The organism is Pseudomonas citrullilanati (genome assembly GCF_030580855.1).
Classification (GTDB): Bacteria; Pseudomonadota; Gammaproteobacteria; order Pseudomonadales; family Pseudomonadaceae; genus Aquipseudomonas; species Aquipseudomonas citrulli.
The window spans coordinates 124,306-139,142 of record NZ_JAUQOP010000005.1 but is presented as its reverse complement, the minus strand read 5'-3'; the positions used below and the strand labels follow the sequence as shown (position 1 = coordinate 139,142).

Sequence of the window (14,837 nt, the reverse complement as noted above, 5' to 3'; positions counted from 1 at the left end):
ACCTACTGCCGCCTCCCCAGGCCCACAATCACAGTCCAGGCGCTGAATGCGCCGTCATCACTCAACCCGCGGCCGCTTCCATGCGCACCGCGCCGCGACGGTTCTGTCCGAAGGCGACCACGCAATTGCGCCCCGCGCCCTTGGCGTTATAGAGCGCCTGGTCGGCGGACTTGAGCACCTCTTCCGGCGTGCGCTGCTCGAGCCGCTCGGCGACACCGATGCTGATGGTCACCGACACGCTGGAGGCGCTGCTCCCCGTACGCCGCTGGCGACCTTGTTGATCATCCTGGGGACGACTGTCAGGGTTGCGCAACTGGATGCTGTAGCTCTCGATGGACTGACGAATGACCTCCAGGTGCGGCATGCACTCATCGAGGGTCTTGCCGGCAAAGACCAATGCGAACTCCTCGCCGCCGTAGCGATAAGCCCTGCCGCCACCACCGATCTTCGACAGCTTGCTGGCCACCAGGCGCAGCACCTGGTCGCCCACGTCGTGACCGTGGGTGTCGTTGAATTTCTTGAAATGGTCGACGTCGCTCATCGCCAACACATAATTGCGCCCCAGGCGCTGCATGCGCTCGTTCAGCGCCCGGCGTCCCGGCAGCCCGGTGAGTTCGTCGCGGAAGGCCATTTGATAGGCCTCGTGGGCGACCGCGGCGGCAATCATCAACATCACCTGGCTGCACATGATGTTCAGGGTGAACGGCAGGATGAAGGTCTTCGGCAACATCCAGAACAGACCCAGCAGCCCTACCAGTTGCGCGGCGTGCAGGGGCCGGGGATTACGCCAGTATTGCCAGGCCAGCAACGCGAACGCGGCGAAGAAGACCGGGTAGGACAGCTGGATCAAGCTCATCCAGGCGCCGTGCAGGGCCGGCCAGCGGATTTCGGACAGCCACAGCAGCAACGCCTGGGGGAAACTCTGCTCCAGCGCCAGCGCCACGCTGCCGAAGATCAGCAGCACGGCGAACCTCGCCACCATGTCCTGGAACAGATGGGTACGCTCCTGCCAGGCGGCGAACAGGCCGAACAGCAACGGCAGCAGCAGGCAGACGAGGTGAAACACCACCGCCGCGTCCTCGCGCACCTTGCCGTGATCGCGGTAGAAGTCGGTCTGGGTGTCCAGCAAGAAATAGGCGATGTACACCGTGACCATCAGGAACAGCTCGCGTTGACGCCGGTAGACGGAGCAGTACGCCCCGCCGAGCAGCAACACCAACGTCGGCAGGACGTTGAACAGCGAGGTGAAGAAGACGTTGAGATCCTTGACGTAGGCAGCCGCGAGCCCCGCCAGCAAAAGCAGCAGCGAAGGTAGGAAATGGCTGAAACGTACAGCGGAAGAACGCGGCAAGGGTAAAGCTCCGACCCGGCGGACAAAGATGGCATTGTGCCTGCTATTGCTGCAACAAGGCACGCGAGAGGTGACAGATGTCACACTGCCATCGCTTTAACGGCAGGCGGGAAGGTTTTCTTAGGGCTTGGCTGGATGAATATTGTTTCAGGATCCTGGTTGATCCGTGTGGGAGCGAGCTTGCTCGCGATAGCGGTGTGTCAGCCCATGAAGGTACTGATTGAACAGACGCCATCGCGAGCAAGCTCGCTCCCACAAGGGCCTGCGGTGAATACAGATTTTGTGGCAGACATGAAAAAGCCGCTGCTCCCGAAGAAGCAGCGGCTTTTGGAAGAACCGCTTAAGGCTTAGTAGCCCAGCGCGAAGTCTTCTTCTTTCATGTCCATCAGGTTGTTGGCACCCGACAGCATGGCAGCCACGTGCGTGCGAGTACGCGGCAGGATGCGCTGGAAGTAGAAGCGCGCGGTCTGCAGCTTGGCGGTGTAGAACGCCTCCTCGGTGGTGCCGGCCGCGAGTTTTTCCGCAGCCAGGCGCGCCATGTCGGCCCAGAAGTAGGCCAGGCAGGCGTAACCGGAGTACATCAGGTAGTCCACCGACGCCGCGCCGACTTCCTCGCGGTCCTTCATGGCAGCCATGCCGACCTTCATGGTCAGTTCGCCCCACTCTTTGTTCAGCGCAGCCAGGGGGCCTACGAACTCCTTGACCGCTTCATTGCCTTCGTTGCCCTGGCAGAACTTGTGGACGATCTTGGTGAAGCCCTTGAGTGCTTCGCCCTGGGTCATCAGCACTTTGCGGCCCAGCAGGTCGAGGGCCTGGATGCCGGTGGTGCCTTCGTACAGCATCGAGATGCGGCTGTCGCGAACGTTCTGCTCCATGCCCCATTCGGCGATGAAACCGTGGCCACCGTAGATCTGCACACCGTGGTTGGCCGCTTCGAAGCCAACCTCGGTCATGAATGCCTTGGCGATCGGCGTCATGAACGCCAGCAGCGCATCGGCCTTTTTCTTCTCTTCTTCATCGACGCCGTACTTGACGATGTCGACCTGCTTGGCGGTGAAGTAGACCATCGCCCGGTTACCTTCGGCGAAGGCCTTCATGGTCAGCAGCATGCGACGCACGTCCGGGTGGACGATGATGGGGTCGGCGGCCTTGTCCGACGCTTTCGGGCCAGTCAGGGAACGCATTTGCAGGCGATCGCGGGCGTATTTCAGGCCACCCTGGAAACCGATCTCGGCGTGGGCCAGGCCTTGCAGCGCGGTGCCCAGGCGAGCGGTGTTCATGAAGGTGAACATGCAGTTCAAGCCTTTGTTCGCCGGGCCGATCAGGAAACCGGTGGCCGCGTCGAAGTTCATCACGCAGGTGGCGTTGCCGTGGATACCCATCTTGTGTTCCAGGGAACCGCAGCTCACCGCGTTGCGCTGGCCAACGGTGCCATCGGCGTTGGGCAGGAACTTCGGCACGATGAACAGCGAGATGCCCTTGGTGCCGGCCGGTGCGTCCGGCAGGCGTGCCAGCACGATGTGGACGATGTTGTCGGCCATGTCGTGCTCGCCGGCCGAGATGAAGATCTTGGTGCCGGTGACTTTGTAGGAACCGTCAGCCTGGGGTTCGGCCTTGGTGCGCAACATGCCCAGGTCGGTGCCGCAGTGCGGTTCGGTCAGGCACATGGTGCCGGTCCATTCGCCGGATACCAGCTTGGTCAGGTAAGCCTCTTGCTGCTCGGGCGTACCGTGCTCGGAAATGGTGTTCATCGCGCCATGGGACAGGCCTGGGTACATGCCCCACGACCAGTTGGCTTCGCCGACCATTTCGCTGACTGCCAGGCCCAGGGATTCCGGCAGGCCTTGGCCGCCGTGCGCCACGTCATGGGCCAGGCTTGGCCAGCCGCCCTCGACGAATTGCTTGTAGGCTTCCTTGAAGCCGGTCGGGGTCTTCACGCCGGACTCGCTCCAGGTGCAGCCTTCGAGGTCGCCCACGCGGTTCAGCGGTGCCAGCACCTGCTCACAAAACTTGGCGCCTTCTTCGAGAATGGCGTCAACCATGTCCGGAGTTGCGTCCTGGCAAGCCGGAAGGCTCTGATAATGCGCTTCGTAGCCGAGCAGTTCGTCACGTACGAAGCGAATATCACGCAAGGGGGCCTTGTAGTCAGGCATAGCGATAAACCTCTGCTGATGTAACCGGGAATGAACGACCGCGTGGATTTTGTTGTGGCGGTCAAACAGTTGTTTGAAACATACGTTTACGCCCAAACCTTGTCAAGGCCCGATCTTTTGCCATTCGTCATCGGCTTCGAAAAATCCCGGGCACGGGCATTCGATCGCTTGGAAGAATCCGCGACGCGCCTGGAAAAAGATTAGTTGAGCAAGAAGACCTTAGACACAAAAACGCCGCGAATCATCGCGGCGTTCTTTTGTTTTCGAAGCCCGGGTTCAGGCGAAGGTATCGATCAACGTCCCGAGCATTTCGTCGGAAGCCTTGGCGACGTTCGCACCCAGTTGAACCTGGAATTTGCCTTGGGCCATCTCCACCATGTTGGCGGCCACATCCGATTGCTGGCTGCGATCGACCGAACGCAGGCGATCGGCCTGGATGTCGGACGACTGGCTGGTTACCGAACGCTCGATCGTGGCGTTGGCGATCTGGCCGGCGGCCTGATCGACACGGTTCTGCCCTGTCTGGATCGTGCTCAGACCGGCATAGAACGCGGTATTTCCTGAGATTTGCATGACAGAACTCGTCTCCTGAAGGGTCGACAGTGGCCATTGAATCAGAAGGGCCAGCAAAAGGCCCGACAAAAACACTAATGGCACACTGCCTTATCATAGGGAAAACCCTAATCCAGCAATTCGAGGTGCAAGTGCTCGGCGACGGTTTCGGCCGTCACCCCCTTGATTTTCGGCACCCTGCCCAGGCACGGCGCGGGGAGGCGCTCGGCCAGGGTGGCCAGGTTTTCTTCCAGGCGCGAGGTCTTGGGGTCGATGATGTTCGCCACCCATCCGGCCAGTGGCAGGCCGTCCCGGGCAATGGCCTCGGCGGTCAGCAGCGCATGGCTGATGCAGCCCAGGCGCACGCCCACCACCAGGATCACCGGCAGGCCCAAGGCGATGGCCAGGTCCGAGAGGTTGTCCTGGTCGGCCAACGGCACACGCCAGCCGCCAGCGCCTTCGATCAGGGTGAAATCGGCGCCCAGGGCCAGCACATCACGCATGGGACCCAGCAACGATTGCACCGTCAAGGCCACGCCCGCTTCTCGCGCTGCCAGGTGCGGCGCGATGGCCGGTTCGAACGCCACGGGATTGACCTGCGCGTACGCAAGCGGCACCGAGCATTCGGCCAGCAACGCCAGGGCGTCGGCGTTGCGCAGGCCTTTGGGCGTGATGTCGCAACCGGACGCCACGGGCTTGCCGGCGGCAGTGCTCCTGCCGGCTTGTCGCGCCGCGTGCAAGAGCCCCGCCGCGACCGTGGTCTTGCCCACGTCGGTGTCTGTGCCGGTGATGAAATAGGCCTGGCTCATAGCGGTTTCTCCAAAACGGCGTAGACCACCTGGTAAGTCGCCGGCAGCCCCTGCGCCTGGCGAAATTGCTCATAGGCCTCGACCATCCCCAGGATCCGCGCCCGGCCCGTCAGGCCACCGGGTCGCCCCGGGTTCAGGTTGTGCGCGCCCAACGCCTTCAGTTCGTGGGTCAGGTTGCGCACGTCGGGGTAGTGCAAGACATGGGGACGGTTTTCAAGGCTGAGCACCTTCAGCCCGCTGACCCCGCACAGGTGCTGGTAGGCGTCGAATTCGCGGAAACGGTTGACATGCACCAGGCCATCCACCTGACGCCAGCTGTCGCGAAGTTCGTACAACGTACCCACGCAAAGGCTGGTAAAGGCCAGTATGCCGCCCGGTTTCAGGACACGCCGCGCCTCACTCAACACCGACGCGAAATCGGCGCACCACTGCACCGCCAGGCTGGAGAACACCAGCTCGCAGCTCGACGCCTGCAACGGTAGCCGCTCGGCATCGCCCGCGATGAAATGGGCCGCGCCGCCTAGTTCGCGGGCGTGGGCCAACATGCCTTCGGCGATGTCCAGCGCCAGCCCGGCAGACTCGCCGAAGCGCGCGCCCAACGCCCGGGTGAAATACCCGGTGCCACAGCCGAGGTCCAGCCAACGCGTCGGGGTCAGCGATGGCGGCAAGCGCTCCAGCAACTGCTGGCCCACGTCACGCTGCAACGCGGCCACGCTGTCATAGCTGGACGCTGCCCGGGAAAACGAAGCCGCCACCTGGCGCTTGTCCGGCAAGGCAGTGGGTAATTCAACCAGAGACAAATCAGTCATCACCGGACTCATGCAGAAAAGCCTGGATCGCCCCCGCCACACCGTGGGGGTCCTCCAGAAGGAATCCGTGGCCGGCCTGTTCGATCAGGCCGATTTCGACATCCGGCAGCAGCGCGAGCAATTCGCCCGCCGCTTCGGCCGGCACCAGGGCATCGAGCCCGGCAAACAGATGCAGTTGCGGTCCCCGAAAACTGTGCAGGGCGGCACGGGTATCCAGTTGCGCCAGCACATGCAGCCCGGCCAGCAACACCTCGGGCGAAGTATTCGGTGCGCCGCCCAGCAGCAACCGCGACAACCCGCGCGGATCGCCGCAACCCTGGGCGCACAGTACGCTGAAGCGCTTGAGGGTCTGGCGCGGATCGTCGGCACAGCCGGCCAGAAAGGCCTTGAACGTGTCGCCGGCCATCGCGCTCGGCCACTGTTCGTGGGCAACGAACGAGGCGTTGCTGGCCAGGGTCAGCAGGCCACAGCAGCGTTCGCCGCGTCGCGCCGCCAAGGCCGAGGCGAGCATGCCACCGAGGGACCAGCCGCCCAGCCAGGCATCCTCGGGGAGCGCGGCGTCCAGTTCGTCCAGCCACTCCTCGGGATCATTCGATGCCAGCGCCGGCAATGGTTCGATGTCCACCCGCAGGTGTTCGTCGAGCCCGTGCAGCGCAGCGGCCAACGGTTCCAACGGGGAGATGCCCAGGCCCCAACCGGGCAGCAGGATCAGTCGATCACGCATGGCTGGACTCCTTTGCCAATCGAGCGAAACAGTCGGCCAGGGCGTCCAGCAAGCGCTGCACCTGGGCTTCGCTGTGGGCGGCCGTCAGGGTCACGCGCAAACGGGCGCTGCCGGCGGGCACGGTCGGTGGACGGATGGCCGTGACCATCAGCCCGCGTTCGCGCAGCCTCTGTGACAGGTGCATTGCCTGCCCCGCATCGCCGACCAGGATCGGCTGGATCGGCGTGAAGCTGTCCATCAATTGCAGGCCGATCTGCTCGGCCCCCTGGCGGAACTGGCGGATCAGCCCTCGCAGGTGTTCGCGGCGCCAATGCTCGCTGCGCAGCAGTTCGAGGCTCTTGAGCGTGGCGCAAGCCAGGGCCGGCGGTTGGCTGGTGGTGTAGATGTAGGGGCGAGCGAACTGGATCAGGCTCTCGACCAGCGCCTCGCTGCCGGCGACAAACGCCCCGGCGGTGCCGAACGCCTTGCCCAGGGTGCCCACCAGCACCGGCACGTCGTCCTGGCTCAAACCGAAGTGTTCGACGACGCCGCCACCCTGGGCGCCCAGCGGACCGAAGCCGTGGGCATCGTCGACCATTAGCCAGGCGCCCTTGGCCTTGGCTGCACGGGCCAGGGCCGGCAGGTCGGCGATGTCGCCGTCCATGCTGAACACGCCGTCGGTGACCACCAGGGTGTTGCCGGTGGCTTTCTCCAGGCGATTGGCCAGACTCCGGACATCGTTGTGCAGGTAACGGTTGAAACGCGCACCGGACAATAAACCGGCGTCGAGCAGCGAGGCATGGTTGAGCCGGTCTTCCAGCACCGTATCGCCCTGCCCCACCAGTGCGGTCACGGCACCGAGGTTGGCCATGTAGCCGGTGGTGAACAGCAGGGCGCGCGGCCGGCCGGTCAAGTCGGCCAGGGCTTCCTCCAGCGCGTGGTGGGGGCTGCTGTGGCCGATCACCAGGTGGGAAGCCCCGCCGCCGACACCCCAACGCGTCGCACCGGCGCGCCAGGCTTCGATCACTTGGGGGTGATTCGCCAGGCCCAGGTAGTCGTTGTTGCAGAACGCCAGCAACGGCTGGCCGTCCACCACCACCTCCGGGCCCTGGGGGCTTTCGAGCAGCGGGCGCTGGCGATAGAGGTTGTCGGCACGACGGGCAGCCAGGCGTGCGGCGAGATCGAAGGGCATGCAGGCCTCAACTATTTAAAGACTGGCCAAAAACCTTGTGGGAGCGAGCTTGCTCGCGATAGCGGTGTACCAGTCGACACAAAGGTTGAAGGTTCCATCGCCATCGCGAGCAAGCTCGCTCCCACAGTTTTTTGCATTCCAATCAGGGAATCGGTGAACAATCAAACAGCCGCGTTGTAGAACTGCTCGCCGCTCTTCTGTTCCACCAGCGCCTGCTCGATGGCCGCCTGGTGCACTTCGTCGGCATGTTCTTCGCGGGCTTCGGGCTGGATCCCCAGGCGAGCGAACAGCTGCATGTCCTTGTCGGCCTGCGGGTTGGCGGTGGTCAGCAGTTTGTCGCCGTAGAAAATCGAGTTCGCGCCCGCCAGGAAGGCCAGGGCCTGCATCTGCTCGTTCATCGCTTCACGACCGGCCGACAGGCGCACATGGGACTTGGGCATCAGGATCCGCGCCACGGCGAGCATGCGGATGAAGTCGAACGGATCGACATCCTCGGCATTCTCCAGCGGCGTACCGGCGACCTTGACCAGCATGTTGATCGGCACCGACTCCGGATGCTCCGGCAGGTTGGCCAGCTGGATCAGCAGGTTGGCGCGGTCGTCCAGGGATTCGCCCATGCCGAGGATGCCGCCGGAGCAGATCTTCATCCCCGAATCACGTACATAGGCCAGGGTCTGCAGGCGCTCGCCGTAGGTGCGGGTGGTGATGATGCTGCCGTAGAACTCCGGCGAGGTGTCGAGGTTGTGGTTGTAGTAGTCCAGGCCGGCCTGGGCCAGCGCCTCGGTCTGTTCCTGGTCGAGGCGGCCCAGGGTCATGCAGGTTTCCAGGCCCATGGCCTTCACGCCCTTGACCATCTCCAGCACGTAGGGCATGTCCTTGGCCGACGGGTGCTTCCACGCCGCGCCCATGCAGAAACGGGTCGAACCGATGGCCTTGGCCCGCGCGGCCTCTTCGAGGACCTTCTGCACTTCCAGCAACTTCTCTTTATCCAGCCCGGTGTTGTAGTGGCCGGACTGCGGACAATATTTGCAATCTTCCGGGCAGGCGCCGGTCTTGATCGACAGCAGCGTGGAGACCTGGACGCGGTTGGCGTCGAAGTGCGCGCGGTGCACGGTCTGCGCCTGGAACAGCAAGTCATTGAATGGCTGGACGAAGAGTGCTTTGACTTCGGCCAAAGACCAGTCATGACGCAGGTTGGCAGTGGTGCTGGCGCTCATGGGCAATTCCTTGATTATGCTTGGCTGACGCCTTGGGGTTACGCAATACCCACAGGCGCGACACGGATGTTCGGCATATTTAAGGAAGAGTCATGCGCTGTCAACCACGATACGAAGGACCGGTTTACATCTGGTCAAAAAACAAACAAACCTGCTTGTTATGCGGTGACACCACCGACACACCGCAGCCGATCTGCACACCGTGCGAAGCCGACCTGCCCTGGCTCGGCGATCAGTGCAGCGTTTGCGCCCTGCCGCTGCCCATGGCCGGGCTGCGCTGTGGACAATGCGCCGCGCGGTCGCCGGCGTTCGAGCGGGTAGTGGCGCCCTGGGCCTACGACTTCCCGGTGGACAGCCTGATCACCCGCTTCAAGCACCAAGCGAAATGGCCGCTCGGCCGGCTGATGGGCGAGTTGTTGGCGCAGTCGCTGCAACATCAGTTCGACGAAGGCCTGGAACGCCCCGATGCGCTGTTGCCGGTGCCACTGGCCGCCCGGCGCCTGCGCCAGCGGGGATTCAACCAGGCCGCCCTGCTGGCCCGCTGGCTCGGCCAACCGCTGGGGCTGGCTTGCGAAGAGCGGCTGGTGCAGCGCATCCACGACACCCCCGCGCAACAGGCCCTCGATGCCCCGGCCCGGCGACGGAACCTGCACCAGGCCTTCGCCTTGGCGCCTGGGGCAACGCTGCGCAACCGCCACCTCGCGCTGGTGGACGACGTGCTCACCACCGGCGCCACCGCCCAGGCCCTGGCGCGCCTGCTGCTCGATGCCGGCGCGGCGCGGGTCGACGTGTATTGCCTGGCGCGTACGCCGAAACCGGCGGATCCGGCTTGACGCGCAACGCCCGAGCCGCCAACGTCGGCCATCAACCTCGCACGCAGTTTTCCGTCATGTCATTGCCCACGCTCCTGACCCAACACATCGTTCGTCGCCCACAACGCATCGCCCTGCTGCAGCACATCGCCGAACAGGGCTCGATCACCCGCGCCGCCAAGAGCGCGGGCTTGAGCTACAAGGCCGCGTGGGATGCCATCGATGAGTTGAACAACCTGGCGGAGCAGCCGCTGGTGGAGCGCAGCGTCGGCGGCAAGGGCGGTGGCGGCGCCAGGTTGTCCGAGGAAGGCCAGCGGGTGTTGCGCCTGTACCTGCGCTTGCAAACCTTGCAGGCGCAACTGCTCGAAGCGAGCGAAGACGCCAGCGACCTGGGCCTGCTCGGCCGCCTGATGCTGCGCACCAGCGCGCGCAACCAGTTGCACGGCAAGGTCTTGGGGATCGAGGCCATCGGCCACAACGACCGGATCCGCCTGGAGCTGGCCCGGGGGTTGGTCATCGAGGCCCGGATCACCCACGACAGCACGGTGCGCCTGGAGCTGGCGAGCGGTACCGAAGTGGTGGCCCTGATCAAGGCCGGCTGGCTGGAACTGCACCCCGCCGGGCAGCCGACCACGGCGGGCGACAACGTTCTGCCAGGCCAGGTCGAGCAGGTTATAGCCGCAGAAAATGGCCCCAGCGAGGTGCGTATCGGCTTGCCCAACGGCCAGACCCTGTGCGCCTTGGCCGATCCGCAGCAATTACGTGAACGCGAACTGGACGTCGGCGCAGCGGTGCAGGTGGTGTTTTCGCCCACGAACGTGCTGCTCGGCACCCCGCTGTAGCGCGCTGCAACAATAGCTTCATCGACCCGCTTTAAGGTGACTGCCAAAACCAGCAGGGAGCCTGAAATGAGCCTATTAGAAGAAAACCAATCCACCGACCTGGAAAAGATCGTCGGCCTCAGCCGTCGTGGTTTCATCAGCGCCGGCGCCCTGTGCGGCGCGGCCATGTTCCTGGGCGGCAACCTGCTGAGTCGAAGCGTCATGGCCGCCGCCGTGAGCGAAGGCAACAGCAGGCTGCTGGGCTTCAACAGCATCGCCGCCGCGACCACCGACACCATCACCTTGCCGCCAGGCTACAAGTCCTCGGTGCTGATCAGTTGGGGCCAGCCGCTGCGCAGGAATGCGCCGGCGTTCGACCCCAGTGGCAACGGCACCGCCCGCGCCCAGGAGATGCAGTTCGGCGACAACAACGACGGCATGAGCCTGTTCCCGTTCCCCGGCGACAACAACCGGGCGCTGATGGCGATCAACAACGAATACACCAACTACCGCTACCTCTTTTCCCACGGCGGCCAGCCGCAGTCGGCCGAAGACGTGCACAAGGCCCAGGCCAGCGAAGGCGTCTCGGTGATCGAGGTCCAGCGTCGTCGCGGTGGCCAGTGGCAGTTCGTCCAGGATTCGCGCTACAACCGCAGGGTCCATGGCAACACGCCGATCCGCCTGCGCGGCCCGGCGGCCGGTCATGAGTTGCTGAAAACCAGCGCCGACAAGAGCGGCAAGAAAGCGCTGGGCACGTTCCAGAACTGCGCCAACGGCATGACGCCGTGGGGCACCTACCTGACCTGCGAAGAAAACTTCACCGACTGCTTCGGCAGCAGCCAATCCGACTTGCAGTTCGACGAGGCACAAAAACGCTACGGCGCCACCGTCACCAGCCGCGAGATCAACTGGCACCTGTTCGACCCACGCTTCGACCTGGCGAAGAACCCCAACGAACTCAATCGCCATGGCTGGGTGGTGGAGATCGATCCATTCGATCCGGACTCCACGCCGGTCAAGCGCACCGCCCTGGGCCGCTTCAAGCACGAGAACGCCGCCCTGGCGCAGACCAACGACGGTCGCGCCGTGGTGTACATGGGCGACGATGAGCGCGGTGAGTTCATCTACAAATTCGTCAGCCGCGAGCGCATCAACCCTCGCAATGCCAAGGCCAACCGTAACCTGCTGGACCACGGCACCTTGTACGTGGCGCGCTTTGATGCCGGCGATGGCAACCCCGACCATCCAAAAGGCAAGGGCCAGTGGATCGAGCTGACCCACGGCAAGAATGGCCTGGACGCCAGCAGCGGTTTCGCCGACCAGGCCGAAGTGCTGATCCATGCGCGCCTGGCCGCCAGCGCCGTGGGCGCCACGCGCATGGACCGTCCGGAGTGGATCGTGGTCAGCCCCAAGGACGGCCAGGTCTACTGCACCCTGACCAACAACGCCAAGCGCGGTGAAGACGGCCAGCCGGTGGGCGGGCCGAACCCGCGGGCCAAGAACGTCTACGGGCAGATCCTGCGCTGGCGCACCAGCCGCGACGATCATGCTTCCAAGACCTTCGACTGGGACCTGTTCGTGGTCGCGGGCAACCCGACGGTGCACGCCGGCACGCCAAAAGCCGGCTCGTCGAACATCAATGCGCAGAACATGTTCAACAGCCCCGATGGCCTGGGTTTCGACAAGGCCGGCCGGTTGTGGATCCTCACCGATGGCGACGTCAGCAACACCGGGGACTTCGCCGGCATGGGCAACAATCAGATGCTCTGCGCCGACCCCAACAGCGGTGAAATCCGCCGCTTCATGGTCGGGCCCGTGGGTTGCGAAGTGACCGGCATCAGCTTCGCACCGGACCAGAAGGCCTTGTTCGTCGGGATCCAGCACCCTGGCGAAAACGGCGGCTCGACCTTCCCCGAACACCTGCCCAATGGCAAGCCGCGCTCGTCGGTGATGGTGATTACCCGGGAAGATGGCGGGGTCATCGGCGCCTGATCAGGCCTCATCGCGAGCAGGCTCGCTCCCACAGTCGATCCTCGGTGTAGCGTCTATCTCTGTGGGAGCGAGCTTGCTCGCGATAGCGTCAGCACAGCCACCCCCTATCTGCCTCCGTCTGCGCTACCATGCCGGGTCGGACGCGGCAGCCCTGCCGCTGCGCAGGAGTCAGCATGTCCCATCCGTTTGAAACCCTCACCCCCGACCTCGTACTCGACGCCGTTGAAAGCCTCGGCTTGCTCAGCGACGCCCGGGTGCTGGCGCTCAACAGTTACGAGAACCGGGTCTACCAGGTCGGCATCGAAGACGGTGAGCCGCTGATCGCCAAGTTCTACCGCCCCCAGCGCTGGACCCAGGACGCGATCCTGGAAGAACACCGTTTCACCTTCGAACTGGCCGATTGCGACGTGCCGGTGGTGGCGCCACTGCTCCATGAAGGCGTCAGCCTGCACGAACACGCCGGGTTTCGCTTCACCCTGTTTCCCCGTCGCGGTGGCCGTGCGCCGGAGCCGGGCAACCTCGACCAGCTCTATCGCCTCGGCCAACTGCTCGGGCGCTTGCACGCCGTGGGTGCCAGCCGTCCGTTCGAGCATCGCGAAGCCTTGGGCGTCAAGAATTTCGGCCACGATTCCCTGGCCACCGTGCTGGACAGCGGCTTCGTCCCGCGCAGCCTGCTGCCGGCCTACGAGTCGGTCGCCAGGGACCTGCTCAAGCGTGTCGAAGCGGTCTACGCCGCCACGCCCCACTCGGTCATCCGCATGCACGGCGATTGCCACCCCGGCAACATGATGTGCCGCGATGAAGTGTTCCACATCGTCGACCTCGACGATTGCCGCATGGGGCCGGCGGTGCAGGACTTGTGGATGATGCTCGCCGGCGAGCGCCAGGAACGCCTCGGGCAATTGTCGGAGTTGATGGACGGCTACCAGGAGTTCCACGACTTCGACCCGCGGGAACTGGCGCTGATCGAACCCCTGCGCGCCTTGCGCCTGATGCATTACAGCGCCTGGCTGGCACGGCGCTGGGACGACCCGGCGTTCCCTCGCAGCTTCCCGTGGTTCGGCAGCGAACGCTATTGGGGCGACCATATCCTGGCCCTGCGCGAGCAATTGGCGGCGCTGGATGAAGAGCCGTTGAAGCTGTTTTGAGCGAGCGGATCCTGAACTCATTGACTCTGTGGGAGCGAGCCTGCTCGCGATGGCGGCGCAACATTCGCGCTGGATGCTGGCAGATACACCGCTATCGCGAGCAGGCTCGCTCCTACAAGAGGATCTTGTGCTTAAACACTCCCAGCACAACCTGAAAAATCTCCTTACAATCGCTCCTTTGTTAGCTGCCTAAGCAAGGACTCTGCATGCAAGCCGCCAACCCGCGTCGCGGGTACATCCTGGGCCTGAGCGCCTACATCATCTGGGGCCTGTTCCCGATCTATTTCAAAGCCATCGCCAGCGTGCCATCCGTGGAGATCATCATCCATCGGGTGCTGTGGTCGGCGCTGTTCGGCGCGGCCTTGCTGATGGTCTGGAAGCATCCCGGCTGGTGGCGCGAGCTGCGGGACAATCCACGTCGCCTGGCGATCCTGGCCCTGAGCGGCACGTTGATCGCGGCCAACTGGCTGACCTATGTCTGGGCGGTGAACAACGGACGCATGCTCGAAGCCAGCCTGGGCTATTACATCAATCCGCTGGTGAATGTGCTGCTGGGCATGGTGCTGCTCGGTGAGCGACTGCGGCGCATGCAATGGCTCGCGGTGGGCCTGGCGGCGGTCGGCGTGGCGCAACAGGTCTGGCAAGTGGGCAGCCTGCCCTGGGTGTCGCTGGCCCTGGCGCTGACCTTCGGGTTCTATGGCTTGATCCGCAAGCAGGCGCCCGTCAAGGCGTTGCCGGGGCTGGTGGTGGAAACCTGGATGCTGGTGCCGATCGCCATCGCCTGGTTGCTGTTCAACCCGGCGGCCACCAGCGCCCAGGCGGCCTTCTGGACCACTTCCGAAGCCTGGTGGCTGGTGGCGGCCGGCCCGGTGACATTGGTGCCGCTGGTGTGCTTCAACGCCGCAACACGGCACTTGCCCTACACGACCATCGGTTTTCTCCAGTACATCGCGCCGACGCTGGTGCTGTTGCTCGCCGTTACGCTGTTTGGTGAGCACCTGTCGTCCAGCACGCTGGTGGCGTTCCTGTTCATCTGGGCCGGGCTGGCGGTCTACAGCATCGACGCCGTGGTCAGCATGCGCCGACGCACCTGATCAAAAAACGTACAACTCTCTACAGGCCACGTGCTGCATGGCCTGCGCTGACCTTTCCCAAGGTTATCCACAGCGTGATCCCCGCCGTTTGTGCACAAGCCCTTGATAATTGGTGATTTTTTGAGCATCGCCGGGAAAGGCCCGGCGGGCAGGGGCTGGCGCCGGGTTTCTACAGGTTATCCAC

Annotated in this window: 14 protein-coding genes; 6 read left to right on the top strand and 8 right to left on the bottom strand. The window is 64.1% G+C overall.

What is annotated here, in order from left to right; genetic code table 11:
- Window positions 1-61: 61 nt before the first annotated feature.
- Window positions 62-1,351: a GGDEF domain-containing protein gene (locus tag Q6A48_RS06185; protein WP_304552689.1), complete on the bottom strand. Its 1,290-nt coding sequence runs from the start codon at window positions 1,349-1,351 to the stop codon at window positions 62-64.
- Window positions 1,352-1,698: 347 nt separating this feature from the next.
- Entirely contained in the window at window positions 1,699-3,504 is a 1,806-nt protein-coding gene (locus Q6A48_RS06180; RefSeq protein WP_304552688.1) for a phenylacyl-CoA dehydrogenase, read from the bottom strand.
- Window positions 3,505-3,534: 30 nt separating this feature from the next.
- Between Q6A48_RS06180 and Q6A48_RS06175 the strand changes: the two genes are divergently transcribed.
- Entirely contained in the window at window positions 3,535-3,708 is a 174-nt protein-coding gene (locus tag Q6A48_RS06175) for a hypothetical protein (RefSeq protein ID WP_304552686.1), read from the top strand.
- A 72-nt stretch (window positions 3,709-3,780) separates the two neighbouring features.
- Here the strand turns inward: Q6A48_RS06175 and Q6A48_RS06170 are convergent, their stop codons facing one another.
- From Q6A48_RS06170 to bioB, 6 genes are all read right to left on the bottom strand, one after another.
- A complete protein-coding gene (locus Q6A48_RS06170) occupies window positions 3,781-4,077 on the bottom strand; it encodes a pyrroloquinoline quinone biosynthesis protein PqqE (RefSeq protein ID WP_304552684.1) in 297 nt (98 codons plus the stop codon).
- A 107-nt stretch (window positions 4,078-4,184) separates the two neighbouring features.
- The gene (gene bioD, locus Q6A48_RS06165) at window positions 4,185-4,865 is read right to left on the bottom strand and encodes a dethiobiotin synthase (RefSeq protein WP_304552683.1); all 681 of its coding nucleotides are present in this window, start codon (window positions 4,863-4,865) and stop codon (window positions 4,185-4,187) included.
- A complete protein-coding gene (gene bioC / locus Q6A48_RS06160) occupies window positions 4,862-5,674 on the bottom strand; it encodes a malonyl-ACP O-methyltransferase BioC (protein ID WP_304552681.1) in 813 nt (270 codons plus the stop codon). The genes bioD and bioC overlap by 4 nt, the downstream gene beginning before the upstream one ends.
- The gene (locus Q6A48_RS06155; RefSeq protein ID WP_304552680.1) at window positions 5,667-6,398 is read right to left on the bottom strand and encodes an alpha/beta fold hydrolase; all 732 of its coding nucleotides are present in this window, start codon (window positions 6,396-6,398) and stop codon (window positions 5,667-5,669) included. The genes bioC and Q6A48_RS06155 overlap by 8 nt, the downstream gene beginning before the upstream one ends.
- On the bottom strand, window positions 6,391-7,569 hold the full coding sequence (gene bioF, locus Q6A48_RS06150; RefSeq protein WP_304552679.1) for an 8-amino-7-oxononanoate synthase: 1,179 nt from the start codon (window positions 7,567-7,569) through the stop codon (window positions 6,391-6,393). The genes Q6A48_RS06155 and bioF overlap by 8 nt, the downstream gene beginning before the upstream one ends.
- A 161-nt stretch (window positions 7,570-7,730) precedes the next feature.
- Window positions 7,731-8,786: a biotin synthase BioB gene (gene bioB, locus Q6A48_RS06145; RefSeq protein ID WP_304552678.1), complete on the bottom strand. Its 1,056-nt coding sequence runs from the start codon at window positions 8,784-8,786 to the stop codon at window positions 7,731-7,733.
- A 92-nt stretch (window positions 8,787-8,878) separates the two neighbouring features.
- On the opposite strand from bioB, the gene Q6A48_RS06140 reads away from it, so the two are divergent.
- The 5 genes from Q6A48_RS06140 to rarD all read left to right on the top strand — a co-directional run bounded on the left by Q6A48_RS06140 (window position 8,879) and on the right by rarD (window position 14,653).
- Window positions 8,879-9,619, top strand: a complete 741-nt coding sequence (locus tag Q6A48_RS06140) for a ComF family protein (RefSeq protein WP_304552677.1) — start codon at window positions 8,879-8,881, stop codon at window positions 9,617-9,619.
- A gap of 56 nt (window positions 9,620-9,675) precedes the next feature.
- Window positions 9,676-10,440 (top strand): TOBE domain-containing protein, encoded by a 765-nt coding sequence (locus Q6A48_RS06135; RefSeq protein WP_304552674.1) that lies wholly within the window; start codon window positions 9,676-9,678, stop codon window positions 10,438-10,440.
- Window positions 10,441-10,506: 66 nt separating this feature from the next.
- Window positions 10,507-12,411, top strand: coding sequence for a PhoX family protein (locus Q6A48_RS06130; protein WP_304552672.1), 1,905 nt, complete (start codon window positions 10,507-10,509; stop codon window positions 12,409-12,411).
- 173 nt (window positions 12,412-12,584) lie between these two features.
- Window positions 12,585-13,559, top strand: a complete 975-nt coding sequence (locus Q6A48_RS06125) for a serine/threonine protein kinase (RefSeq protein ID WP_304552671.1) — start codon at window positions 12,585-12,587, stop codon at window positions 13,557-13,559.
- 206 nt (window positions 13,560-13,765) lie between these two features.
- Window positions 13,766-14,653, top strand: a complete 888-nt coding sequence (rarD, locus tag Q6A48_RS06120; RefSeq protein ID WP_304552669.1) for an EamA family transporter RarD — start codon at window positions 13,766-13,768, stop codon at window positions 14,651-14,653.
- Window positions 14,654-14,837: the final 184 nt, after the last annotated feature.